Origin of the sequence: Paenibacillus paludis (assembly GCF_042610515.1) — a bacterium.
Lineage (GTDB): Bacteria > Bacillota > Bacilli > Paenibacillales > Paenibacillaceae > Paenibacillus_AQ.
In genome coordinates this window covers 222,192-247,870 of the sequence record NZ_JBGJZP010000003.1, presented here as the reverse complement: position 1 = coordinate 247,870, position 25,679 = coordinate 222,192, and the positions used below count along the sequence as shown (strand labels likewise).

The window sequence follows — 25,679 nt, the reverse complement described above, 5'->3', positions numbered from 1 at the left end:
ATAGGTATATAAATCATGTTTATGATCTCAATGATTGGTCAGTACAAGAGCCGGGTTACCGCCTGATCCTTGATTATCGTCAGCGGTTGGGCAGTCAGCCGTCCTGAATCCAAATGATGCTCGAACATCACAAGTATGGCACAGTCCGTCAGCAAGGAAGACGGCAGAAACGGCAGTAAATCCACCGTCCCCTGAGGCAGCGAAGGGATATCCTCCAGCACCAGTCTGCTGCCGGATTCATCTGTGATGACATACTGGCCGCGTTCGGTTACCCCAAGACTTGCTGCATGCAGAAGCAGCACAGGCGATTTATCACTCAGCGGATTCTTGAGCTGATTCTTTACTTGCTTGAGCACCTCCGCGTAAGAGCGGTGAGTCTTGCTGTAAACCTGCTTCAAATCAGCCTCAGTAACAGGTCTCGCTGTTATTTCTTCATATCGGACCCGGGCATTCATCTCTCCGGGGTATTTGTAGAGCAAGGGAATCCGGCCAACTTCAAAGAAGCTGTCTTCTTCCCGCATCAGTTTGGCTGCCTTGTAAGGGCGATAATATACCGTCCGGTGAATCTCTCCGCTGTTCGTTTCCAGCCAGTAGCCAAGGTCGACATATTCCTGACGGGCAAGATCATCGTAGCTGTAGAAGGCTAATTGCAGAAGCTCGACCTCTTCCTTCACCAGTCCGTATTCCTTCAGTTCAGACAACTGCCAGGCATGTCCAAGCCATTCATCAATAGTAGATTCATGATCCAGGGCAAGCTCGGGATCCTCACTCCTTGCGGTCAGATAAGCCCGCCCTTTCTTAATAAAAGCATGAAGCCGTGTCAACTGCTCCATCGCATATGTATAACTCTCTTCACGGTCACGGCCTTCATCCAGCAGCAGCGCGAACCGGCGCAGTTCAATCTGTGCTCCTGACAAATAATAATTGCCAAGCTGCTTCACATGTTCTTTAATCGTCTTCAGCGTTTTGCTGTCAATGGTCGATAATCCGCTGCGGATAAGTGACAGGACCAGCTTCTCCAGCAGGTCAAGCCCTTCAAGCTGAGCGTTGATCTTTTTCTTCAGCGCAGATTTATTAACTTTCTTAGGTTTAGCTTCCCCGCCCTCGGCAGCTTGCTTCACCTTGGTCTCTTCACGTTTCTCGGCCTTCTCGCGTTTGGCAGAGATGTCCTCGGGTACATCAGCTATTGTGAAAGCCTGCCCCTCGGCATAGGCATACAGCAGGCCCAGCGCATGCTTGCAGGGGAACTGCCGGCTGGGGCAGGTGCAGCGGAACACCGGCTTATCCGGCACAATGAAGTCCGCAGAGCACTCATAAGGCGTTTTGCCGCTTCCCGAGCACTGCCCGAACAGCAATTCCCCGTTCTCCGAACGGTTCAACTGCACGAAGCTTTTCTTCTTCACCAGCCCCTGACCATTCTTCATGGCAGCGGCGTTGGGTGCGAGCGAATCTACATACGATGATGTCAGTTCAGGCAAATCAGTTTCCTCCCCAAATGAGATAGCATAATAAATCGAAAGATATCAAGCAAACAATTGGATATATCTTCTATTAACCAATTAACACGGATAAGATCACATGTTTGCATTTATCTTAACAAAAATGGTTTGCTGTTCCAATGGCAATCCCTCTTCCGTGGCAAAAATAGTAAAATCGTCCCACCTCTGCAGATGAAATCCCGGAAAATGAGCAAAAAAATAGGGTGACTCCGAAAGTCCCCCAGTGATCCTCATTTGAACCAGCCTTTTTCCTTGAACCTAGTAATCGCTTCAATCCGGTTGCCCACATCGAGCTTGTCGAGAATAACCGAAATATAATTGCGGACCGTACCGGTCGTAATGTACAGCTGGCTCGCGATTTCCTTCGTATTTTTGCCATCGGCAATCAGCCCCAGTACTTCCTTCTCCCGTTGGGTCAGCGGATTGGCCTCGTTGCTGTAAGCTTCGTCCATAAGCTCCGGTGCATACATCCGTTTGCCAGCCATAACACTGCGGATCGAGAGAGCCAGCTCTTCACTTGGGCTGTCTTTCAGCAAATAGGCATTTACGCCAGATTTAACGGCGCGCTCGAAATATCCGGCCCGGGCAAAGGTGGTCAGAATCATGATTTTGCAGCCGGATTGCTTCAGCGCCTCAGCCGCCTCCAGTCCGGTCATTGCCGGCATTTCGATATCCATGATGCAGATATCCGGTTTGAGCTGCTGGACCAGCTTTACAGCCTCTTCACCATTAGCAGCCCGGCCCACCACTTTCATATCCTCTTCCAGGTCGAGCAATGAAGCCAGGGCGCCAAGCAGCATGCGCTGATCTTCAGCAATTACAATGTTGATCATCAGTGATTCGCCTCCCGTTCCGGCTGCTGGATGACTGTGGGCACTTTAATGACAATCGTTGTCCCTCCGTCCTTCACAATGTCCAACAAACCGTTTACAAATTCCAGCCTCTCTTGAATTCCCTGCATTCCATGGCCCTTATAAAATAGTGAAGTCCCCTCAATTCCCTTGCCGTTATCCTGTATCTTAACAACCAAATCTACGCGCGAGGGTTCAATGAGAATTTTGCAGACCGTGGCACCGCTGTGCTTTACCACATTCGTCACCGCTTCCTTAATACACATGCTCAGCACATTTTCCGTAATTAGCGAAGTATTCTTCAGCTTGGGACTGCCTTCCAGCTCGAACTCAATTTCTGCAGCCTGCAGGAGCTGCCTGATCCGCACCAGCTCGTCTTCAAGCCGGATGCCCCTCATCTGTGTAATCATCTCACGGACTTCTTTGAGCGCTGTTCGCGCTGTCTGGCGGACATCGTTAATTTCGACGATAGCCTGCGCCGGATTTTTGTTGATCAGCTTGCCGGCCAAATCACTCTTGAGTCCGATGAGCGACAGCTTTTGTCCCAGTGTATCATGCAGATCACGGGAGATCCGCTGGCGTTCCTCCATGATGACGAGTTCAGAGATACGTTTATTAGCATCCTCCAGTTGGACCTCCAGCTTATCCTGATTGTTGCGGTTATACGTTGTAGCAGGCAACAGGACCACCGCAATCATACTCACAAGCACAAAAGGGAGCTGGGAGATGAATACCGGATTGCGTGTAATCAGTTCATAGTTAATGGCGATAATCGTGGTCAGCAGGTGAATTGAATACAGCGTAAAGAATCCGACCCGCTTCTGGATGTTCCCGATAAAAAAAGCCAGGAATAACGCAAAATACATATACCCGAACAGCAAGGTCATCGTTATAGAAACAATAATCTGCACACTTGTCCAGAAGTAGACCACCCAGCCCGTTGATTTGAAGGCTAGGACATAACAGGCAAAAAATACAATGATCATGAGAATTCCGTATACCCACCGGTCCATCGAGGACGAACGGAAGATAAAATAGAAGGGAAGAATGTAAAAAATGACCCATACATAAGGGCTCAGACCTGTACTTTTATGGAATATATGGTGCCACTTCTGCATGTTAGCCATCCTTTTTACCAGCAATATTGTACCTCCATTTTAGCATAAACCTTGCAGCAACCGGCAACCCGCAACAAAAAAGAGAAAGCTCAGCACCGGTCAGCGTTCAGCGGTTCTGGCTTCCTCTCCTGTTACAGTGTCAATTAAAAGATATGGATGGCTCTATTCGCCTTGAAGTCCGGGTTTGCGTACCTTTAACGCTTCCACTGCCGGCTTTGGCTCCCGCAGTCTTGCCTTGATTTCCTTAAAGCCTACAAATCTTCTATTCTCTTCATCCCACAGACGGAAATGAAGGGCCTTCAAGCTGCTGCCAATCGTGATCGTTGTCGCTTTTTGCAGCGGCGGAGTGGCATTATGGGCCAGCTCCAGATTATAATTCGGCACCTTCGGACTTAAATGATGGACATGGTGAAACCCGATATTCCCGGTGATCCACTGTAAAAGTCTCGGCAGTTTGTAGTAAGAGCTGCCTTCTACGGCGGCACTTACATAACTCCATTCATCTTCATGCTCAAAATACGAATCCTCGAACTGATGCTGTACATAAANGAGCTGCCTTCTACGGCGGCACTTACATAACTCCATTCATCTTCATGCTCAAAATACGAATCCTCGAACTGATGCTGTACATAAAATAACCAGATGCCAAGGAAGCCTGAGACAAATACGATCGGCAGCTGTACCAGCAGAAATGCCTGCCAGCCGATGGCCAAAATCAAACCACTATAAAGCGCTGCAATCAAAATGTTAGTCAGATAAGTATTCATCCGCTCCTTGCGTCTTGCCCCTTTGGCATTAAAACGGTATTGGATCAGGAAAACGACGATAGGTCCAGCTACAAACATCACCAGCGGGTTGCGGTAAATCCGGTAATATAAACGTATCAAAGGCTTGGCAGCCTCATATTCTTCAACTGTCATAATCCAGATATCGCCGATGCCTCTTTTCTCAAGATTGCTGCTTCCGGCGTGATGGATGGAATGACTGTGTTTCCACTGGCGATAAGGCACCAAGGTTAATACTCCCGTGATCGTGCCTATGATATCGTTGGCTTTACGGCTTTTGAAGAACGAACCGTGGCAGCAGTCATGAAAAATAATAAAGGTCCGGATCACAAACCCCGCTGCCGGAATCGCAAACAGGAGGGTAAGCCAGTAGGAGACAGACAGGCTGAAATATGCAGCCGCCCATAACAGGACAAGCGGTCCAAGTGTATTAATAAGCTGTCTTACGCTTGTTTTGCGGTCTGTTTTCTCGTAGGGAGCCACACTTTTTTTCAAACTGGAAAGCTGGGATGTCTGTTTCGTAGTCATCGTGTTTGTTTCCTCCTCGGATGTGTCCGGTTCCGGTCACATTCATCTAACTTCATTATAGAGAAGGAAGTGTCATACCCGTAAGTCATAAATATCAAGGAGGGAGTATGACAAATGTCATACTTTCCTCAAATTAAGCTAACTTTCTAATCCGTAGCAGCGGGAGCAAAATCAGCGTACCCATCAAGATCAGCACACCGCTCCCTGTGAAAACAGCGAACAGCGAGAATGTTCCCTTCAGATATCCGGCCATGGACATGCCGATCACCATAAATCCCATAAACATCGGTCCCATAATTCCGCCTACCCGGCCCATATAGGCAGTCTCGGTATTTTGCAGAATCAGTGTATTGATGCCGATATGAACACAAGGATAAAAGAAGCCAGTCAACGCTTGAAGCAAAATCGCGAGCAGCACATTATGCGCCGACCCCATACCGATGGTCCCTGCGGCACTGATGAGCAGTCCTGCTGCCAGCAGTATTTGCGGCTTTACCTTTTTGCCGATTCCAATAACAAGTGTCCCGCCAAGCATCATTGCAGCTCCGTTAACCACCATCATCCATTGCAGGAAGCTGCTGTCCTTGCCCAGATTCTCAATCATCACAAATACACCCAGAGGCTGAATAAGCCCTGCTCCCAGCCCGGCAAATGCAAATGAAATTCCCAGATTTCTCAATATCGCGCTGGAGTACACATAATGCAGTCCTGCTTTTATTTCCGTGGCAATCCCCTTACGCTCCCCGGCTGTCTCATCCGGCACATCCTTAGGCAGCAGCCCCAGAATCAGCGCCGAACCGATAAACATGACTCCCATGATCGTAAGTGAAGTTTCAATACCATAGTGTTCATATATAAAAGCACCGATCATCGGGCCAATCACCATAAAAAAAGCGGTCAGCGACTGGAAGACGGCCATCACACCCTGTAGCTGTTCTTCGGGAACATGCTGCTTAAACAGCTTCATTGCGGAAGGCTGCGAGAATTGCGACAGCACCGCCGAGACAAAGGTAGCCAGCAGCAAGGCTCTCCATGATCCTGTTAAGACCACAAGAAGCACTGCAAACACCGATAATGCGGATAACCCGTCGCTTAGAATCATCGTTTTCTTCGGACGCCACCGGTCCGCAAACGTACCACCGATCAAAGCAAATAAAAAAATCGGTGCAAATTCAGCTACGGAAATCAGCGATACGTAAAACGGATCATTGCCCGTTATCTCCGTCACATACAAGAGTATCGCGAAATTGCGCACCCATACTCCAAGCTGAAGCAGCACTCTGGATGCAATAATTGTTCGTACAACCTTATTACCTAACACTAGGTTCCCCTCCATAAAAAATAAACATAAATTTATAAACATCAAGAGCTCTCGTCTAATAATATATAGACGTTTTATTATTTTGTCTATATTTAATTAGATATTTATCTAATCTATCTATTAAAGGCGCAAAAAAAGCGCACAGAGAGATCTGTGCACTTCTCAAATAGATTTTTAATCGTTGCTGCCCTTTACCAAGTGTTCCGGAAATTATCCCCAAGCTACTATGCCTGCTTCGTACATTCCTCGCGGTACTCTGTCGGCGTCTTGCCGGTCGCTTTCTTGAACACCTGCGTAAAATAACGGGGGTCCTGATAACCAACGAGCGGAGCTACCTGGTAGACCTTCACATTGCTGTTCTGCAAAATATATTTGGCCTTTTCCATCCGGCAGTTGGTAACGAATTCAAGAAAGGTGTAACCGGATATTTGCTTAAATAAAGTGCAGAAATGGCTGATGCTCAAACCGGCTACCTCCGACAGCTCTTCAATACTGAGATCTTTATGATAATTGTCTTCAATATAACGTTTGGCTTTCTCAACAACGCTGCGTCCGTCTTCACGGGCCATCACTTTGTTGCTCTCCAGCATCCACTCGCAGAATTCCTGCTTCAGCACGCTAATCATTGCCGTCAGGGTTCCCAGGCCGTGCAGCTTGCCAAGCAACCCCTCCAGCGACCAGTCCGGCTGCATGTTCAGGTTCTCAAATTGCCTGTACAGCACCACAACCATCTCGATGATGATCCGTTCGGCCAGCTCCTTGGACAATGCCTGGGCCTCAATAAAGATGGCCATTTCATCGAACAGCACCAGCATCCGTTCCATGTTCAGCGTGCGGATGCTTTCGATCAGCGAAACCTCAAGCTCCTTCGGATACTTCACATCCCTGCCGCCTGTATCCGGGGTCTCCTCTTCAATAAATACACCTGCCTGGCCGGAATAGAAGCGCTGAAACAGCGCCTTGGCTGCAAGCGGATATACGGTGCTCAATTGATCGATCCCCTGCGTGCTGCGGCTAATCCCTACCGAGCAGGCCAGCTTAGAGTACCTTTTAATATCAGCAACTAACTTCTCGCCAAGCTCTCTTTTGCCTTCCCCGAGCCTTCCCGGAAAGAGCAGCACCCATTCTCCATTGTAGAACGGGAATACAGAAAGCGCGCCATTGTCCATTGACCACTCTTCAAGGATATTGCGGATTGCGAACAGCCAGAGATGCTTCTCCTCCGCGCTCCATCTTGCAGCAAGGGCCGCATAGTCGTCAAGCCTGACGACAGCCATGAAATATTCGCCCTCCAGCTCGCTGTTCTCCAGCCATTTTAAATGCTGCAAAGGCCGCGAATTGCCGAGCGTGAACTCCGCAAACATCCGCTCCCTTGCGAGCGTCGACAGCATTTGTACAGAGAGCATCAACTGCTCGTTCTCCTTCTGTTTATCCAGTCTTACCTTCGCCCGGGTCAGCATCTCCGTTAATTCATCATGGTCAATCGGCTTCAGCAAATAATCAAATGCCCCGAGCCGCAGCGCATCACGCGCATATTCGAACTCCCCATAGCCGCTGATAAAAATAAAGATCAGCTTGGAGCTGCGGGGCAGCACCTCTTTCATCAGGGCGATACCATCGATGACAGGCATGCGTATATCACTGATGATGATCTGCGGCGCTTTCTCTTCAATCAGCCGCAGCGCCACTTCACCATTTCTGGCCTCTCCCGCAATCTCAAGTCCCAGCTCATCCCAGGGAATCGCCACCTTCAAGCTTCGCAGAATAATCGGCTCATCATCCACTAGCAGCACTTTGTATTTCTCTTGCCGTGCAGTCATTTCCGGCACCCCCCAGGTTTATTGAACTGTAGAACTTCGTATCAGATTCCAGTATTGTTCCGAAGCGGATTGCAGCTGCGCGAGCGCCTCGTCAGCCTGCATCCCTCCGCCGATCATCTCCTCGATGACACTGAGGAAGGTCTTCTTCACTTCTGGAGACAGCAGGTTATCGTACGGAACAAAGCTCTGGTGATAATCCTCCATCATAGCCATTACCTGAGCGAATACCGGTCCTGTCTTATCCGGATCAATGGTGATCCGCATCGAAGGTATTCTTAACCCCTCATACACAATCTGTGTCTGAATCTCTTTTGTATAGAATGCTTTCATCAGCTCCAGCGCCGCTTCCCGCTTACTTCCGCTCAGGCTGGAGGAGAGACCGATTCCTATCGTATACCCTCCCGCGATGGACGGTTCTGTCCCTTGGTTCAGAGCGGGAAAAGGAATCACGCCTACCTGATTCTGAAAATCTGCCGGAGCCGTGTCTCCCGAGAACAGATTAATATCCCAATTACCGTTCAAATACATCGCTGCCTTGCCGCTTGTAAATAAACGGACCGCATTCTCCGTCGATAAATCATTGGATTTGGCGCTGAATGCCTCCTCCTCAATCCACTGCTCCAGATGCTGAAAAGCCTGGGAATACAAATTATTCTGAAAGGTACTCCCGTCCTCCCCGGTAACCAGCTTCTGAATCAGCTCCGGTCCGGCATACCGGTCCATTAAATAATGGGCGAATACCCCGGCAGGCCAGCGGTCTTCATTGCCGAGAGCAAACGGGATGTACCCTGCTTTCTTTAGCGTCTTAATCGCAACATCCAGTTCAGCAACCGTCCCGGGAATTTTGATGCCCAGCTTGCTGAACAGCGTTTTGTTGAAATAAAGCGGCTCGGCATTTCCCTCAATCGGCAATCCGTAGATATGCTGGTTGAAGGTCCATAGATGCAGATCACTGAATTGGTTCTTCAGCCCGTTCTCCTGCACAAAATCAGTCAGATCCATCAACCGGTTGGAGCGGACATACGGCTCAATCTCCGCACCGCCGAACAGCACGAACATATCCGGCGGTGTACCCGTGACCATCTCGTTTTTCAGCTTCTGCTCACGGTGAATCGTCTGGTCGAGTCCCTCGAAATTCACCTTGACGTTGGGATGTTCCTTCTGATATTCCTGAACGACCTCTTCATATATTGCAAGCAGCGGCTTGTCATGCTCCTTTATCCAGAAATGGCGGAAGGTCAGCGTAATCTTCTCTGGAGAGTTATCTTCAATCGGCTCCCTGTTGCCAAAATTTATAAATAATACCGCTCCGGCCATAAGCAGGATATAGAGCAGTATCCAGCCCCATTTCATCACCCATTTCACAGCTCCTCGCCCCTCTTTCATCCCGTTTTCGCTTATTTTCATGGCTGGATTTTGGGAATACGGATACAGATTGTCGAACCGAATCCAGGGGACGAACAAACGAGGATACCATAAGGATTGCCGAAACGGATGTTCAGGCGCTCATGCACATTCTTCAGGCCTACGCCGCTGTCGCTGTACTTCTTCGGATTGCTGTGCTCTGTATTCCATAGGCTCATCAGTGTGGCCAGATCGAAGCCCGGACCGTTATCCTTGACGATGATAATAATATCTTTACCTGTCTCTTGTGCACCGATGGTGATCACCCCATGCTCTTCCATCTGCTCAATGGCATGATATAGCGCGTTTTCCACTATCGGCTGAACAATCAGCTTCTGGGTCATCACATTTCTGAGGGTATCGGGCAAGTCAATAGCGTAAGAGAATTTGTCTTCAAAACGGAATTTCTGAATATCCAGATAGTGGCGGACATGCTCAAACTCCATTTGCAGCGGAATCAGCTCCTGATTCTGGCTGATGCTGATCCGCAGCAGCCTGCCGAGAGAAATGACCATTTTGCTGATATCCCTGTTCCCCGCCAGCACCGCCATAGAGTTGATGGATTCCAGTGAATTATAAATAAAATGCGGGTTAATCTGCGCCATCAATGCCTGCATTTCCGCTTCCTTTTTGCGGCCCTGCTCGGTTTGCACCTGCTCAATGAGTTCGCTGATCTGCGAGCTCATCCGGTTAAAGCCGTCAATCAAGAGATCGCTTTCATCATCAGAGCGCAAAGGTGTCGTAATCGGAGTAAAGATTCCTTGCTTGACCCGCTTCATACCGTTGACCGCGCTGTTAATGCTGCGCACAAGCCTTCGGATGAAATAGCGGTCAAACAAAAAGGCGGACAGCAGCGATACCGTGGATAGAATGATGGCAAGATTGCGAATAGAGTCTGATTCCGAGGAAATCAGATTCATGGGAGTGATGGCCACCAAATTCCAGTCCAAATTATGAGAAGGAAGGAAAGTAATCAGTGATTTCTCTCCTTGATAGTTGTCAATGTAATAATCCTGAGCCTGGGCGTAACCCTCCTGCAGAAAAGGAAAATGGGTTTGCTGCCCGATATGCTCACCGGATTTGTTAAAGACGATATTCCCCTGCTTGTTGACCAGCAGAATATCCCCTTTCTTCAGTGTTGCAGCTTCCCAGAAAATTTGGTCGAGCAAATCCGGCTTAACGTAAACGACCAGATAACCGATATCCTCCAGAGAATAAGAATCCTTGATAATTCTGGACTGCACCAGTACCGGATTGCCGGTAGCTTCCGAACCATTCTCTCCGGGTCCCGACCATACCGGCCGGCCCTCCGCTTCCTCCATCGCGCGGTACCAGTTCTGATGGCGCATCTCATTGAAGGGCATAGGGGCGTTGTACTGATAGATCAGGCGATCCTTGCCGTAAAGACTGAAAGAAGTGATCATCGGATGATTGATCAGCAGGTTGTTAATGTCCTGCTTAATGTCGTAGGTCAGTACAAAATCCGGCTGTTTGAGCGTTTCCTGAATTTTTGGCGAAATAATAGCCGAATTTGTAATGTATGAGATTTCGCTGAGTGCAAACTTAAGCTTGCGGTCTGTCTCCAGAAGTGAGATCCAGTAAAAATTGCTTGATTTCTTCTCCATGGCACTGGAAAAATTCGCATACGTAACAATCCCCATCACGATCACGGGAATGAACACGAGAAGAATAATAGCGAACAAGATTTTGCGGCGGAGCTTCATATGCCTTTCCCTTCCTCCTGCTGTCTCTGCCCATTATTATTCTTCACGGTACTCCCTATTTCCTTGTTTAACATTAAAAACCAGTTTAGCTTTTGATTGCGCCTGAGGTCAGACCGGCAATTACCCAACGGCTGAAGAACAGGAAGACGACGAGCAGCGGAAGTGTGGCCGTAAAGGTTGCTGACATAATCATCCCATAGTCAAGACCATCACGTGCACTGAACAGCTGCTGCAGCGCGATCTGAATGGTAAAATGCTCTTTATTCTTCAGGACGACGAGCGGCCAGAAGAAGTCATTCCATACCGTCATAAAATTAAGTATGCCAAGCGTAGCCATTGCCGGAGTAATGACAGGAATAGCAATCTTCCAGAAGATCCGGAAATGTCCGCCTCCATCAATCCGTCCTGCTTCAATCAGTTCGGTAGGTACCGCCGAGGAGATATACTGGCGCATCCAGAAGATCCCGAAGGCATTGACCATCGCAGGCACAATAAGCGCCTTGAAGCTGTCGATCCAGTGCAGTTTGGACATAATAACATAAGTCGGAATTACACCCAGCTGCTGGGGAACAATCAGCGTAGCGATGACGAACACAAATAGCATGTTCTTTAGCGGAAACTCATATTTGGCAAATGCATAGCCGGCCAGGGTGCAGAAGAACACAACCGAAATCGTGACCATGGACGAGACGAACAGCGAGTTACCGAGTGCCAGGAAGATATCCGACCGTTCCAGCACTCTGCTGAAGTTGTCGAAGAACTGGTCCCCGATGGTTAACAAAGGTGGCTTATGGAACACCGCACCCTTGTCATTGGTTCCTACAACAAACATCCAATAGAACGGAAAGACAGAGATTAATGCTCCGAGAATGAGCAGGAAATAAAACCCCAACTTGCCGAAGAAACCGAGGTCATCCGGTTTTTTTCTGAAAATTCGCAATGTGCTCACGCTTTTCTCCTCCTAGACTCTCCGCCTGTGCCTCTGGTAATCAGCATATTAAGGATGGAGAATAGAATAGTGACGAGGAACAGCATAACCGCCGTAGCCGCCGCCGTACCGAAGAATCCGTTGCGGAATGCTTCGCTGTATAAATAAGTAACCATTGTAATCCCTTCCTGGCGGGTTGATCCGGTACCGGATTGGCCCAAGAATACATATGGCTCTGTGAAGAGCTGCAGCGCACCAATCGTAGATTGGAGTGATACGAAAATAATGAATGGCTTGAGGAGCGGCAGTGTGATGGAAAACAGCTGCTGTCTTCTGTTCGCACCGTCAATCCGCGCGGACTCGTACAGATCCATCGGTATGCTCTGCAGGCCCGACAGGAAGATGATCGCGTTATAACCCGTCCAGCGCCACATAACCATGGTGGAGATGGCAATCTTTACGCCCCACCAGCCGGAGTTGAATGCCATACTGTCCAGTCCAAGCCCGTTCAGCATCCAGTTGATCATCCCGTTGTTGCCGAACAAGGTGCTGAATACAAGCGTAACAGCCACAATCGACGTAATGTTGGGCATGAAATACAGAATACGGAAGGTTTTCTTAAACCGCGTCATTCCTGAATGCAGCAGCACTGCGAGCAGCAGCGCCAGAAACACCTGCGGCAACGTGCCCATCAGGCCCATAATCAGCGTATTGGTGAAGGAAATCCAAAAGGTCGGGTCGCTTGTGACCAGATCGTAGTTCTTCATCCCGACGAATTTCATCGGATTGAGCGCGTCCCACTTAAAGAAAGATAAATAAAACGTAAAGAAGATCGGGTACAGTCCAAATATCGAGAACAGAATAAAGAACGGAGAAATAAATGTATAAGCAGTGAGGCGGCTCCGTCTTTGTTCAGTTAAAAAAGGGCGTTTGCTCTCGGCATGTGGACTCGTAATTACGGGTTCAGCCATGTCACACCTCCAGGGAATATAGCAAAAACTCCGATAGGAGTCTTGATCGATGATTAAGTCTTCCTATTTCACTAAAACCGGACTCACAGAGAGTGCGGCTCTCCATGAATCCGGCATTACAGGCATCATTTCCTAATTGAAATGCTTAGCTGCGTTCCTCCAGGGTTTTCGCTTGTTTAACTGCTTCATCCCACTCTTTGGCAGGGTCGGCTTTTTTCTCAATTACGTTCTTCAGCGCGTTCTTGAAGAAGGTATCGGTTTGGTCATGCAGCGGTCCGTAGTATACCGGTTTAACACGGTTAGCCGCCTTACCAAATTCAACTGCGATTTGTTGGCCGCCGAAGAAGTCATCTTTGAAATCTACGAATGCCGGATCTTCATACAGTGCAGGAATGGAAGGCATCAGACCCTTAGCTTTGAACGATTCGAGCTGATTATCCTTGTTGACGAGCCATTGAATGAAATCATAAGCTTCCTTCGGATGTTTGCCTTCCTTAGGAAGGGTGATGAACGAACCACCCCAGTTTCCGGCACCTTCGGGCAGCTGAGCAATTTTCCATTTACCGGCAGAATCAGGAGCGTTGGTCTTAATATAGCCGGCCATCCATGCAGGACCCATAACTACGGCGAACGATCCGTCGGTCATGCCTTGACCCCACTCAGGAGACCACAGCAGCATATTGCTGATCCAACCTTCCTGAATGCCTTTAACGGTGAAATCGTAAGCTTTTTTCACTTGCGGATTGGTATCTCCGATAAATTTGCCGTCAGCTTTGCTGAAGTAGATTTCATCAGGAGATTGGTCGCGGAGCGCGTTATACGTCAGATCTGTTAAGTCAGAGAAGTATTTACCGGTTTTGTCCTTGTAGGCTTTCGCCACAGTAGCGAGCTTATCCCATGAGTCAATAGCAGCACTGAACCCTTCCGGATCGCTTGGCAGTCCCGCTGCTTCAGCCAAATCCGTGCGGTAGTAGACAACCGTAGGACCGATATCCGTTGGAAGTCCGAGCTGGAAGCTGCCGTCAACAGAGGAGGCTTGCTTCCATTTCCAGTCGAGATAATTGGCTTGAATATCTTTTGCTCCCAGATCATTCAGGTTGTAGAATTTATCCTGAGCACCCAGGAAACGTTCCATGAAACCGATTTCAAGTTGGAAAATATCAGGCGCTCCCGAGTTCGCCGACAACGCAGTTGTCAGGTTGTTGTGATGGGCAGTCTGGTCACCGGTGTTCTGAATTTTGATTGTAACGTTCGGATGTTCCTTGGTATATTCTTTCGCCAGTTCTTCATAGTTAACACTACCAAGTGTCCAGAATGATAGCTCAACCTTCTCAGCCGGTTCCGTTTTATCTCCTTCGGTTGCCGGCGCATCTGTACTTTTAACGTTGTTACCTGCATTATTTTTCGCAGTGTTGTTTTCAGCGTTGTTGTTACCTCCGCATGCTGCCAGTGAACCAACGAGCATGATTGAAGCAAGCGTCAACGCCAGATTCTTTGCTTTTTTCATTCCTCTGTACCCCTCTCAAAGGTTTCTCTTACAAGTCTTAGTGTACAGTAGGAGAAATCTTTTTTTGAGGAGGCAAACTTCCGATTTGAGGTGGAAATATTTACGATATGGTAAATTCCGGTTCTAATACACCCATTTCCACAGCCGCCTCCCGTTTGGAACCATTGGATTTCTATCCTCTGCACAGGTATACTGGTTTTATTTCAAGCAATTATTCACCCATCAAAGGAGAGTACCCTTCATGCCTATCAACCGCCCTTTACTGACAGACAGTGATTTACAGGATGCCGTTGACCGCAAGCTGCCTGTGCGCGTCTTTCAGGACGATCATCTGGTGAATTCCGGTGCGACGGTTGTCCGATTTACAGATTCGGATGTTGTCATCCAGTCGCGGGTCAGCGATTTAACCTACTATTCCCGGCGGAGCTGCGAATTTTTTGAGATCAGACCCTAGCTCAAATAGTTTGAGAATGGAGAGGACTGTATCTCGTAGACACCGCACCCGGCGACAGCTTTGGAGCAACCAACATTACGCACGGAAATTAACTATAGCACTGAGTATAGATTGACAGGCAGGGGGACACTATAGAGCGAGGAATGGCTGTTCAGGAACTGCTTGGCGGGAAATACGGGGAAATGTCCACACTGAACAATTACCTGTTCCAGTCTTTCAATTTCCGCAGCAAAAAAAAGCTCAAGCCGTTCTATGATCTGCTCATGAGCATCACTGCAGAAGAGCTGGGCCATGTTGAACTGGTCTCGCATGCAGTTAATAAATGCCTCTGCGGCTCCACCTCCTATAAAGAACCGGATCAAACGCCGCTGGAGCCGTTCAAAAACGCACGCAACACCTATTTTGCCCTTAGCGGCGGCCAAGGCGCATTGCCTGTAGATTCCATGGGACGCCCATGGAGCGGAGAACATGTCTTTAACAGCGGCAATCTGATTCTGGACTTGCTGCATAACTTCTTTCTGGAATGCGGCGCCCGTACTCATAAGATGAAGGTTTATGAAATGACAGACCATCAAAGCATTTAATGAAACGCGTAAATATGAGTCCAAAGGGATTCATACGAAGCTGTACACGAACAGCGAGGGAGATTTCACAGAGATCAAACAAATCTGGAAGGGGCCGCACCCTGAAGACGGCCAGCCATTAGAGGTCATTGAAGGCTCCCCTAAAGGATTTCCGATTGCCGAAGCTCCGGAAGTGCCGGAAGAATTCGCTCCGGGCTTTTCAGAGGAGGATTTCCTCGCCATTGCAGCACGCCTGCACCAGGCGGCCAATATCCGCTAAATTCAAAGAAGCCGGACAAAGACCCCCTCAGAGGGATCTTTGTCCGGCTTCTATCATTGTCATCACTGTGTCATAAACTTCCTAATTATCTCTTCATCTCATTCGTTGATGTCTTCAGCTTCTCGTTCAGGATATCCTGAAAGCTGCGAGTCTTGTCATCGGAGTTGGAAGATTTGGCTTCGACTACGGGTTGAGGTCTAAAATACTGATGATTGAAAGCCATAAGATTATGTACTGTCATATTCATTAAGGTTCAACCTCCTTCCGTAATCTGCACCTAAATTTGCGTGGTTGCGCATTTTCTTATCTCTTATTTAACCCATCATTTCCATCCCTAAACATTTTTTTTGCACTTTCAGGAAAAAAAACAACCTCCGCGCCGATAATCCGGCCGGAGGCTATAATCTTTTTGGTATCGAATGTTTATTTCAAGGCTGCCCATGAAGCTTCATTCAGCTGCTCCAGCTCATCTCTAACAAGCTGGAAACTCATGGCCCCGATGTTCTCTTCTGCATGACGGACCTTGGAAGCGCCCGGAATGGCGACCACTGTATCCCCGTGAACATGTATAAGCCAGTTCAGGGCAATCTGGCCCGGTGTTACTCCATATTTCTCGGCCAAAACAGATAATAGATCAATCAGCGGCTTGCTGCGGGCCAGGCTCTTCTCATCCAGTCCGGATTGCATCCGCCGCATCCTCGAAACTGCACGGATCTGTGAAGGATCCTTATGGAAACGTCCGGTCAGAATCCCCTGCTGCAGCGGAGAGTATGCAATGATGGAGATGCCCAGCTCCTTTGCCGCTTCCATTGTTCCATTCTCATCAATCTTCCGGTGCAGCAAATTATATTTCACCTGGTTCGATACCAGAGTCAGACCATACTGCTGCAATATCCTGTGCGCCTCCACCATCTGTTGGGCCGAATAGTTGCTGACCCCTGCATAACGGATTTTGCCATCCTTGACCAGACCGGCCATCGCTTTCATTTCACTGGCAATTGAGGACAGGGAAAACGGCTGGTGAATCTGGTACAGATCGATGCTTCGCCCGCCCAGACAGGTGAGCCGTTCATCAATTGTAGATGAAATAGATTTCGCTGTGCGGAGCATCGGCCACCATTTGGTAGCGATCAGCGGCTTGGCATGGAGACTGCCCTCCTGCTGCAATTGATCCAGCGCATGGGCAAGCGCCTCTTCTGATTTACCGCCGCCGTAGATCTCTGCGGTATCGACCCAGTTCATGCCGCCTTCCAGACTGACACGCACGATATCCAGGATATCTGCATCCTTAAGATTACTCCAGTACCTTCCTACGATTCCGCTTCCCCGGCTGAACTGCCAGCAGCCCAGTCCGAGCGGTGAAACGGATAACAATGATTGGCCTAAGGGGCGTAAAGTTACTGCTGTTGTCTCTGTCACCAAGTTTCATCCTTCTTTCAGAACCAAGATAATAAAAATCTCTCCAGAATCAAAACTACTGCAAAATAGAGCTCAGATCCGCTAGTAAATATGGTATAATTACCCTGCTCTGCAACGCCATACTACAAACAAACCGTGTTGCGGAATGGAAACACAATCATTAATGGAGGGAATTCATGTTAAAAATCTTCGGTTTTTTCATGCTGTTAAATCTGGTCGGCAATCCTTTTCTTGCCCTAATCATTCTGCTGGTCATTCTGTATTTCCTCGACCGCCGATATGTCGGCATCTTTCCAAGCATCACGAAGCCGTTCCGCCGGAGCCGGCAAATTTCCAAGCTGCGGACAACCATCTCGCTGAACCCCAATGATGTCTCCGCCAAGTTCGATCTGGCCCGGCTGCTGACTGAGCGCAAGCGTTTCAGCGAATCCAAAGAGCTGCTTGTGCAGATCGCTGACCGGTACGAGCAATCCGCCGAATATTGGGTGGAGCTTGGTTATGTGAATCTCAAGCTGGGCCAGCTTCCCGAGGGGGAAGCGCAGATGCTTCAAGGACTGGAAATCAACCGCAGAGCGCAATATGGCCAGCCTTATCTCCGTCTCGCCGAGACTTTCCGCAATATTGACCATGACAAAGCTCTTTCTTATGTAGAACAATTCCAGGAAATTCAGTCCTCTTCCAGTGAAGCCTACTATTTGGCCGGCTCAATGTACAAGGCACTGGGCAGAAATGAAGACGCCAAACGCGCTTTTGCCGAATCTACGGCCATTTACCGCTCATTGCCAAAGTACAAGAAGCGGCAGGAACGCGGCTGGGCGCTGCGCAGTTATTTCGCAAAGCTGCGCTGACTCAGCGGTACATAAATAACCGGGATGGCTCCATTATACGCCTATTCCTTCCTGCAATCATTAACACAAAACGCAAAAACCTCCGGCTTCTGCACTCCCTGTGCATGCCGGAGGTTTTTTATGCTATTTTACAGGAACGGTCATTTCAAGCCCAGGAATGTGGTGAAAGGTTATCTCTATGTATGAAATTTTTTTCGCCCAGTTTCTTCATAAACAGCAAAGAGCAAGCTCCACTGTCCCGGAAGCCTGCTCTTTGCTGTTATTCAAGTCATGACGAATCTTATAAATCTAATGTTTTCGGCTGTTCCTCCGCTGATGCCGAAGAAAACGGCCACCAGTTCGCCCGGCCAAACATCCGTACCATAACCGGAACGAAAAACGGCAGGAAGACCAGTGCATAAAGGGCAAGACCGGCCAGAACTACAGTAGCAATCTGCATCATCGACAATACGCCGGAAGGATACATCGAGGCAAAGGTTCCGCCCAGGATCACTACAGCCGACAGAATGACTGTCCCCATATTGCGCATGGCATGCAGGATCGCTTCACGCACATCCCAGGTCTTGTTCTCATTAAAGCGGGCCATCAGGAAGATGCTGTAATCCACCCCAAGCGCAATTAGCATAACGAAGCTGAAGAATGGAGTAGTCCAGGTAATTCCGGAATAATTCAGCAGATTCACAAAGATGGCTTCCGTAATTCCCAGCGCCGTAAAGTAAGTGATAACGAGTGAAACAATCAGATAAATCGGCATGATAATCGATCTTAGCAGTAATACCAGAATGATGAAAATACCGCCCAACATCAGGATAACGGTCCGCGAGTAATCCTCATTGGAAATCTTCTGCAGATCGCTATAGGTGCTGGTCACTCCGCTGATCGCGGTCTCCGCATTCTCCAGCTTCGTGCCCTTCACAGCCCGGTCCACGGCAGCCTGAATATCTCCAATGCTGTCAATCGCTTCGGAACTATAGGGATTCTCGGCGAAAACAACATCCAGCGTCATAACCTTGCCGTCACCTTCCAGATACGTATCAAAAATCTGCTGGATGCCCTCGGCTTCCAGCGCCTCAGACGGTACGAAGAATCCGCTCAGTTCATCATCTTTGGCCTCCTGAATTTGCCCCAGGTACGCTTGAGCAGAAGTCAGCCCGCCGGTGATTTGCTTCAGGCCATCCGCACTGTCGTTCAAACCGTCCGTAAGCTGGCCGATTTGTCCGGTAAGCTGGCCGAACCCGTCAGCAAGCTGCTGCTGGCCGCCTTGCAGCTGGTCGAGCCCGTTTGTGATCGAAGGGATGCGATCGACAATTTGCCCTTGCCCCGCCGCCGCTTGATTCAGGCCCGTCTGCAACTGGCCGATTCCGGCGGCAAGCTTGCCCAGACCTTGTGCCAGCGCCGTTTGACCGGCAACGGCCTTGGCATATCCGGTGTTGGCCTTGTTCAGACCGGCAGCTGCAGCTTTTAGCTGCCCTGAAATCTGTCCAAGTCCTGCGGCAAGCCGGGCTGTACCCGTGCCGGTTTGCGTTACCGTTCCTTTAATCGTCTGGTAATCAACATCCTGCAGAAGATCAGGATGGCTGGCTTCCAGGCCTTTGAAGGAAGCATCCAGCCCGGTAAGTGCAGCAGCCACGCCCTGGAGCTGGGTTTGCAGCCCTGCAACGCCTCCGTCCAATGCGGTCAGCCCCGTGCCGATTTGCTTGTAGCCTGCCAGTAGTGCAGCATTGGCGTCCGCAAGCTGCTCTGCGCTGGCCGCTGCCTGCGCCAGACCGGCTTTGATCTCACCGGCTCCCGCTGAGCCGCTTTTAATGCCGTTCTCTATACGTGATAGGCCTTCGCCCAGCGCGGCGATACCTTGTTTCAGCTCAGCTGTGCCCTCCGTCAGCTTCGCGCTGCCCGATACGGCTTCGTTCAACTTCGGCTCGTTATCACTTAACTGCTTGCTTGCTTCCGCAAGCCCCGTTTGAATCTTCGTGAGCCCTTCATTGCTCTGGTCCAGACCCTCTGACAGTGTAGCCACTTGAGTCGGGATCAGGAAGTCATTGATCTGTTCCCCCGTAGGACGCGACATACTGCGAACAGCTTTGACCCCGTCGACCTTTTCCAGCTCACGGCTGATTTTTTCAGCCAGACCCATATATTCAGCAGTATCCATACGGTCATCATTTTTGATGATAATTTTGCCGGGCATCGATTCTCCCGGCCCAAAGCTCTCAGAGATAATATTGAAGCCTTTAACCGATGCGTAGTTGGAGCCGATTTCGTCCATGCTGTTAAAGGACAGCTTGCCGCCATAAGTGACCAGAAACGGCACCACTACCGCAGCTACAATCAGCAAAGCAGCCCACGGTCTTTTTAAGGAGAAGGAACCAGCGGCCCCCCAGATGCGGCTTTCGCTGTGCTCCAGCTTCCCGCGGGATGGCCAGAACATCTTTTTGCCCAATACTGCCATAAAGAATGGAACGACAGTCACAAGCGCCAGCATCATCACGGCAATCCCTACGGCCACTGCAACCGCAGAACGGTACAGCATGAATTTGGACAACCCAATGGCCAGGAACCCTACAAATACCGCAAGACCGGAGTAGAATACCGTTCCCCCCGCTTTGCGGTAGGTGGTGATAATCGCGCTTTTCGTATCCTCAGAGGTTGCCAGCTCTTCCTTAAAGCGGCTGATCAGCAGGATGCAGTAATCCGTCCCGATCCCGAACAATACGGCCACCATAAAGATCTGCGTAAATGTGGATAACGGAAAGTCAAACCGGTCCACCAGAAAGGCTACAACCGATTGCGATACAATATAGCTCAGTCCGACCGTAAGCAGCGGCACAAACGCCGCAACGAACGAACGGAATACAACGAACAGGATCAAGAGAATAAATACAACGGTAATATACTCCGATTTCTTCAGTCCTGCCTCTGAGCTGACAATGGTATCCTCCGTAATCAGTCCTTCGCTGGTCAGATAATGATCGGCAGTTACATCACTTAGCAGGGCTGTTACTTTAGCGGGGAGCTCCTTGACCCCTTCTTCTCCGCCTTTTACCGACAGTGCAACCATAATGGTTTTACCGTCCTTCGCAATCAGCGTATCCTTTAATTCGGATTGAGAAAAGGGGTCGGTAATGGAATCCAGCTTCAGCGATTCCTTGCTCGCCGCAAGCTGCTCAACGCCCTGCTTAATACTCTCCGTATCTTCTGCGCTCAGTCCACCCGGCTTATTAAAAACAAGGGCAACCTGGTGCAGCGTCTCACCGCCCTTGGTGTCGGCCACCTCTCTCATAATCTCAGCCGCTCTCGAAGAGGTGTAGCCATCCGGAACAGCAATCTGCCCCTTCTCGCGCACCAGATCCGACATCGCCGGCGCCGTCAAAAATAACACGACCGCCACAGCCAGCCAGACTGTAATTACAGCCCATCTAGCTTTCAGTATGGTCTTCAATTGTTTCTCCCTCCTGTTTCATGCATTAAAAATGCAAGCTTCTCAAACATGGTAATAAATTTCTCAATGTCCTTTTCCTCAAAATCAAACAGATAAGGAGAAATCACTTCCTGAACCTGCTTCTCAGCGGTCTGATGCACACTCTTCCCATGCTCCGTGAGTGTCAGATACACCTGGCGGCGGTCATTCTCGTCCCGGGTCCGCTGAATCAGTCCAGCTTCGTCCAGCCGGTTAATAATTGCCGTTATCGAACTCTTGCCTACCGCAACCGCCTCGGCCAGAAATGTGGAAGTACAAAGCTCCTGACTGTTTATCAGCCGGAGAATAATAAATTGGTCATTGGTCAGCCCTTCCGGAATCCGCTCCTTGACACGGGCGCTAATCTGCCTAGTCACTACCATGTACGCATCCAAATAGCGGTTGATCCAGTGTTCCGCCTCTTCTTTCAAGATTCAAACCTCCCAACACTATTAATAGTTCACGTATGAAACTGTTTCATAGTAAAACTATATGGTCTGCCGCCCAAAAAGTCAATATGTTCCTTTCCGTATTCCAACAGCGGCTAATTTGCATTTTGCATAACAAAAACAGCCATTCCGCACGTTGACATGCGTAAATGGCTGTTTGACGTAAGGAGGTGAGAATTCTCTCTATATTCTCCTTAGCTTATTCTCGTTATTCTTCGTCTTCAGACTCCTCGACCTCATATACACAGCGGAACATTTCGATTCCTGCGGCATTTTCACCCAGGCTGTACACCATGAACCCAAGGCTGCGGTAGAAGTCAGCAGCAATTTCGTCCTCAGTTTCTGCCAGCAGGTAACGGGGCTGACGCGCAGTTAGCAGCTCAAGAATCATTCCGCGCGCATACCCTTTGCCCCTGTTCTCTGGCAGTACGGCGATATGGCGGATGTCCAGTGAGCCGTCTTCCGTTTCTTCAAAGCCTACCAGCCCCAGCAGCAGGCCTTCCTCTTCCCAGCCGCACAGCTGCAATGCAGCCTGTGCGCTATATTCGGCTGAAGTGCGCTGCAGTGCATCCGGTTCATCAATAACAGCATAAGCCAGCAGCTCGTTCACCTCGGGAGAACCCACGAGATGCTTCAAATCTATCAGCATAGTTAAACCTCCTAAAAGTTTTGTGAGCATAGCTTCCTGATAAAACTTCGTACAAAACTCACTTCGAAAGTATAAGCTTAAGTTTTGTGAAACTTTAGTTTAACGATTTACCCCATGCCAAATGAAGAAAAATATAACCTATCCACACACCCAGCAAGTTAAGCAGCAGATCGTCAATATCAAAGCTGCCGACACGCAGCAGCATTTGCATGGATTCCAGCAGCAATATCCATAAAGCCATATGTAAGGTTAACCCAAACATGGAGTTAAGCCGCTTCTTCAGCAGCGGCAGCAGGAGGCCAAAGGGAATGAACACGGCGACGTTTCCCAGCAGATTCACCAGCCGGCCGGAGAAAGGCACCCCATTGTCCAAATCAAAATAGAGTTTTATGGTCCGCAGCGGCTCCAGGTTATATTGCAGCGGTCCATCCGGATGAACGACACGGCCAAAACCGATAAACATCCAGTACACAACGGCTGCACTGTACAGAATTAGCAGCATCCACGCCCATATCCGGCGCGGCCTCGGCTGAATTTTTCCCCGGACGGAACGGTTTCCGGGCTTCTGCGTCTTACGCGGACTAGAGATTGCTTTCACCTTCCACTATTTCGATGCTGCCGTCGTTCTTGCCGATAATGGCCAGATCGGCAATTCCAATGAACAAGCCGTGTTCAACAACGCCCGGAATGCCCTGCAGAGACATCGCAAGTTCACGAGCAGAAGCAATCGCTTCAAACCGGCAGTCTGCAATGTAATTGCCGTTGTCTGTTTTGTACAATTCATCGCCGCTCCGCCGCAGCTCCGGCTTGCAGCCCAGCTTGGCTAGTTCAGCGACTGTCCATTCCCAGGCGAAGGGAACAATCTCAACAGGCAACGGAAACTTGCCCAGCGTTTCTACTGCTTTGCTCTCATCCGCCACCACAATCATGCGTGTGCTGCCCATGGCCACGATCTTTTCGCGCAGCAATGCACCGCCGCCGCCTTTGATCAGTTGAAGCCGGCCATCGAGTTCATCCGCCCCGTCAATCGTCAAATCCAGGTGGTCAACATCACCAAATGCAACCAGTGGAATGCCCAGCTCGCGGGCCTGCTCCTCCGAAGCACGTGAGGTAGCTACTGCGGTAATCTTAAGTCCTTGCTGCACTCGTTCCCCCAGCTTGCGGATGGCCCAATATGCGGTGGAACCTGTGCCGAGGCCAACCTTCATTCCGTCTTCCACATACTCCACGGCTTTTTCCGCAGCCAGCTGCTTTACATTGATACTCATTTTAATACCTCCATATTATCCGTTATAATAATGAAATAGATTTACAATATAAAATTATCATCACCAGGAGGATTCCGGATGAGAACCGAAAATCAGATTCAATCCAAAATCAATGAATTAACACTCCAACGCAGGTCTCTGGAGACACGTTTGACACCACTGGCCGAGGACAGCCCGCAGCGTGAAGCTCTAAACGCCCAGCTTACCCGGCTGGAGGATATGATGCTCATGCTGGAATGGGTGCTGAATGCCCCTGCAGGCAAATATCACGCTTGATCATCAGATTAGAAGAGTTCCTTACCGTAACATAAACTATCCGGATCGCCAATATAAGGTCCAAACAAATCAATCGGCCGATAGCCATGCTTCACGTAAAGTGCAATGGCTTCCGGCTGTTTGATGCCCGTCTCCAGCCGGATTTCCCGGCAGCCGGCACTAATGGCCTTCGCCTCAAGCTCCAGCAGCATCTTGTTGGCTATTCCTTGCTTGCGGCTGCCCGGGTCCACATAGAAACGCTTGAGCTCCATCACCGCACTGTCCGGGTCAAGCGGGCGCAGCGCTCCGCAGCCGACCGGTTTCTCTCCTTGATAAGCTACCACGAAAGTCATCTCTTTTACCTTCGGATCGGTGAAATCCACCACGTAGATGGTCTCATGCGGATAGCGGGATTTCAGATCCTCATCCAGACGGTCAATTAACGAAAGCAAATCCGCGTTCCCGGGATCAACTACAACAAAATTAACATCAGTTATGGACGTCATTACCGTTTCTCCTCCACTTCAACCAGAGCGCAAGTCCAGCTATATATAATTTTTAAGCGTTTCCTCATATAATTCAGCGTTACCCTTCTCAAAGCAAATAAATGAGATCTCTTTCAGCGGCAGCAACCGGGAATCCTGGGCCGCCACATACTCAATGACCGTATGAAGCGCAATTTCACAGGCCAACGCTTTAGGGAAATTATAAACCCCGGTGCTGATGTTTGGAAAGGCTATGCTCCGCGCACCCTTTAAGCAGGCCAAGTCCAGGCTGCTGGCATAACATTGGGCCAAAGTATCGGCTTCCCCGGCGCCTCCGCCTTTCCAAATCGGCCCTACTGTATGTACAATGCCCAGCAAAGGCAGCCTGCCTGCACTCGTTAATGCCGCCTCACCAGGCAGACAGCCTCCCTGTTTCTGGCGGATTACCGCACATTCCTCAGCTATTCGTGGTCCGGCAGCCCGGTGGATCGCTCCATCAACACCACCGCCTCCATAGAGGCCGGAATTGGATGCATTCACAATCATATCGCCCTGCCAGGACGTAATGTCACCTTCGCGGACAGATATCGCCACATCATTAATGATGATTTGCATGTTCGGCCTCCTCTCTCGCCGTAGCCTCCAAGTTTCGAATCAGCTCTTTCTCTCCCCTGCGGTCCGCCTTCTCTGGAAAGGAAGCAAACACGACCCTTGCTCCTTCAATAGAAGCTTTGCGGATGTTGCTTCTCATCCAATTCTCCGCGTCGTTCAGAACCATCTCTCCCGTGCCGGCCGGTACACGGCATAAAGCGGAAGTCGTTCCCTTTTCTCCCTTAGCGAGCTGTTCTCCCGGTCCGGAAAGCACAGTGAACTGAAATAACGGAACCGCCTCCGGCCGTTCTTCATGTTCTGCGAACGCTTGATTAACTACGGAGTACATCAGTGAACCGGTAGGAGCGGCAGATTCAATCGCCTCCCGCTCGGAGATCATGCGGCTGCTCTGGTAGGCAAGCAGTCCTGCAGCAAACAACAGAAACAACACGACGCCCCCAACTACAGTAATCATTTCTGTCACCCGCCATTCTTCAGAAAATCA

General features: G+C 49.6%; 23 protein-coding genes and 2 pseudogenes. 4 read left to right on the top strand and 21 right to left on the bottom strand.

The annotated features are described in order from the left end of the window. Positions 1-38: 38 nt before the first annotated feature. The 11 genes and pseudogenes from ACAN56_RS07700 to ACAN56_RS07650 all read right to left on the bottom strand — a co-directional run bounded on the left by ACAN56_RS07700 (position 39) and on the right by ACAN56_RS07650 (position 14,456). Positions 39-1,478: an SWIM zinc finger family protein gene (locus tag ACAN56_RS07700; RefSeq protein WP_379141735.1), complete on the bottom strand. Its 1,440-nt coding sequence runs from the start codon at positions 1,476-1,478 to the stop codon at positions 39-41. A 251-nt stretch (positions 1,479-1,729) separates the two neighbouring features. Continuing rightward, positions 1,730-2,332, bottom strand: coding sequence for a response regulator transcription factor (locus tag ACAN56_RS07695; RefSeq protein WP_038590768.1), 603 nt, complete (start codon positions 2,330-2,332; stop codon positions 1,730-1,732). Then, positions 2,332-3,468 carry a sensor histidine kinase gene (locus tag ACAN56_RS07690; protein ID WP_379142056.1) on the bottom strand — a complete coding sequence of 379 codons (1,137 nt, stop codon included), beginning with the start codon at positions 3,466-3,468 and terminating at the stop codon, positions 2,332-2,334. Before ACAN56_RS07690 ends, ACAN56_RS07695 begins: the two co-directional genes overlap by 1 nt. Before the next feature lie 162 nt (positions 3,469-3,630). Further along, a pseudogene (locus ACAN56_RS07685) lies at positions 3,631-4,781 on the bottom strand (fatty acid desaturase). Positions 4,782-4,914: 133 nt separating this feature from the next. Then, positions 4,915-6,102 (bottom strand): MFS transporter, encoded by a 1,188-nt coding sequence (locus ACAN56_RS07680; RefSeq protein WP_379141732.1) that lies wholly within the window; start codon positions 6,100-6,102, stop codon positions 4,915-4,917. Between the two features lie 224 nt (positions 6,103-6,326). Further along, a complete protein-coding gene (locus ACAN56_RS07675; protein WP_379141730.1) occupies positions 6,327-7,922 on the bottom strand; it encodes a response regulator in 1,596 nt (531 codons plus the stop codon). A gap of 18 nt (positions 7,923-7,940) precedes the next feature. Next, positions 7,941-9,287: an ABC transporter substrate-binding protein gene (locus ACAN56_RS07670; protein WP_379141728.1), complete on the bottom strand. Its 1,347-nt coding sequence runs from the start codon at positions 9,285-9,287 to the stop codon at positions 7,941-7,943. A 38-nt stretch (positions 9,288-9,325) separates the two neighbouring features. After that, the gene (locus tag ACAN56_RS07665) at positions 9,326-11,050 is read right to left on the bottom strand and encodes a cache domain-containing sensor histidine kinase (protein ID WP_038590753.1); all 1,725 of its coding nucleotides are present in this window, start codon (positions 11,048-11,050) and stop codon (positions 9,326-9,328) included. A gap of 85 nt (positions 11,051-11,135) precedes the next feature. Next, positions 11,136-11,999, bottom strand: coding sequence for a carbohydrate ABC transporter permease (locus tag ACAN56_RS07660; RefSeq protein WP_038590750.1), 864 nt, complete (start codon positions 11,997-11,999; stop codon positions 11,136-11,138). After that, entirely contained in the window at positions 11,996-12,949 is a 954-nt protein-coding gene (locus tag ACAN56_RS07655; protein WP_038590747.1) for a carbohydrate ABC transporter permease, read from the bottom strand. Before ACAN56_RS07655 ends, ACAN56_RS07660 begins: the two co-directional genes overlap by 4 nt. Positions 12,950-13,094: 145 nt before the next feature. Further along, positions 13,095-14,456 (bottom strand): ABC transporter substrate-binding protein, encoded by a 1,362-nt coding sequence (locus tag ACAN56_RS07650; RefSeq protein ID WP_038590744.1) that lies wholly within the window; start codon positions 14,454-14,456, stop codon positions 13,095-13,097. Positions 14,457-14,697: 241 nt separating this feature from the next. On the opposite strand from ACAN56_RS07650, the gene ACAN56_RS07645 reads away from it, so the two are divergent. Beyond that, on the top strand, positions 14,698-14,910 hold the full coding sequence (locus ACAN56_RS07645; protein ID WP_342439827.1) for a hypothetical protein: 213 nt from the start codon (positions 14,698-14,700) through the stop codon (positions 14,908-14,910). Positions 14,911-15,056: 146 nt separating this feature from the next. Continuing rightward, positions 15,057-15,753: pseudogene (locus tag ACAN56_RS07640) on the top strand (manganese catalase family protein); the annotation flags it as partial. 85 nt (positions 15,754-15,838) lie between these two features. Here ACAN56_RS07640 and ACAN56_RS07635 read toward each other — a convergent pair. Further along, positions 15,839-16,000 (bottom strand): hypothetical protein, encoded by a 162-nt coding sequence (locus ACAN56_RS07635; RefSeq protein WP_179091770.1) that lies wholly within the window; start codon positions 15,998-16,000, stop codon positions 15,839-15,841. Between the two features lie 176 nt (positions 16,001-16,176). Then, positions 16,177-17,172 (bottom strand): aldo/keto reductase, encoded by a 996-nt coding sequence (locus ACAN56_RS07630; RefSeq protein ID WP_379141723.1) that lies wholly within the window; start codon positions 17,170-17,172, stop codon positions 16,177-16,179. A gap of 176 nt (positions 17,173-17,348) precedes the next feature. Between ACAN56_RS07630 and ACAN56_RS07625 the strand changes: the two genes are divergently transcribed. Continuing rightward, positions 17,349-18,020, top strand: a complete 672-nt coding sequence (locus ACAN56_RS07625) for a tetratricopeptide repeat protein (protein WP_038590735.1) — start codon at positions 17,349-17,351, stop codon at positions 18,018-18,020. A gap of 280 nt (positions 18,021-18,300) precedes the next feature. Here the strand turns inward: ACAN56_RS07625 and ACAN56_RS07620 are convergent, their stop codons facing one another. The 5 genes from ACAN56_RS07620 to rpiA form a co-directional block, all read right to left on the bottom strand. Continuing rightward, positions 18,301-21,459: an MMPL family transporter gene (locus ACAN56_RS07620; protein ID WP_379141719.1), complete on the bottom strand. Its 3,159-nt coding sequence runs from the start codon at positions 21,457-21,459 to the stop codon at positions 18,301-18,303. Next, positions 21,456-21,908: a MarR family winged helix-turn-helix transcriptional regulator gene (locus ACAN56_RS07615; protein ID WP_038590729.1), complete on the bottom strand. Its 453-nt coding sequence runs from the start codon at positions 21,906-21,908 to the stop codon at positions 21,456-21,458. The genes ACAN56_RS07620 and ACAN56_RS07615 overlap by 4 nt, the downstream gene beginning before the upstream one ends. 226 nt (positions 21,909-22,134) lie before the next feature. After that, the gene (locus ACAN56_RS07610) at positions 22,135-22,575 is read right to left on the bottom strand and encodes a GNAT family N-acetyltransferase (RefSeq protein ID WP_038590727.1); all 441 of its coding nucleotides are present in this window, start codon (positions 22,573-22,575) and stop codon (positions 22,135-22,137) included. A gap of 94 nt (positions 22,576-22,669) precedes the next feature. Continuing rightward, positions 22,670-23,077, bottom strand: a complete 408-nt coding sequence (locus tag ACAN56_RS07605) for a VanZ family protein (RefSeq protein ID WP_076111346.1) — start codon at positions 23,075-23,077, stop codon at positions 22,670-22,672. Between the two features lie 79 nt (positions 23,078-23,156). Then, positions 23,157-23,837 carry a ribose-5-phosphate isomerase RpiA gene (gene rpiA, locus ACAN56_RS07600; RefSeq protein WP_197073716.1) on the bottom strand — a complete coding sequence of 227 codons (681 nt, stop codon included), beginning with the start codon at positions 23,835-23,837 and terminating at the stop codon, positions 23,157-23,159. Between the two features lie 84 nt (positions 23,838-23,921). Here rpiA and ACAN56_RS07595 point away from each other — a divergent pair, with 84 nt between their 5' ends. Continuing rightward, positions 23,922-24,119 carry a hypothetical protein gene (locus tag ACAN56_RS07595; protein WP_038590720.1) on the top strand — a complete coding sequence of 66 codons (198 nt, stop codon included), beginning with the start codon at positions 23,922-23,924 and terminating at the stop codon, positions 24,117-24,119. 8 nt (positions 24,120-24,127) lie between these two features. Here the strand turns inward: ACAN56_RS07595 and ACAN56_RS07590 are convergent, their stop codons facing one another. Genes ACAN56_RS07590 through ACAN56_RS07580 form a run of 3 tightly spaced genes read right to left on the bottom strand, consistent with a single transcriptional unit; the run spans position 24,128 to position 25,649 of the window. Beyond that, the gene (locus ACAN56_RS07590) at positions 24,128-24,604 is read right to left on the bottom strand and encodes a GNAT family N-acetyltransferase (protein WP_379141714.1); all 477 of its coding nucleotides are present in this window, start codon (positions 24,602-24,604) and stop codon (positions 24,128-24,130) included. A 39-nt stretch (positions 24,605-24,643) separates the two neighbouring features. Then, a complete protein-coding gene (locus ACAN56_RS07585; protein WP_379142054.1) occupies positions 24,644-25,177 on the bottom strand; it encodes a macro domain-containing protein in 534 nt (177 codons plus the stop codon). 4 nt (positions 25,178-25,181) lie between these two features. Continuing rightward, a complete protein-coding gene (locus ACAN56_RS07580) occupies positions 25,182-25,649 on the bottom strand; it encodes a hypothetical protein (protein ID WP_379141712.1) in 468 nt (155 codons plus the stop codon). Positions 25,650-25,679 lie beyond the last annotated feature (30 nt).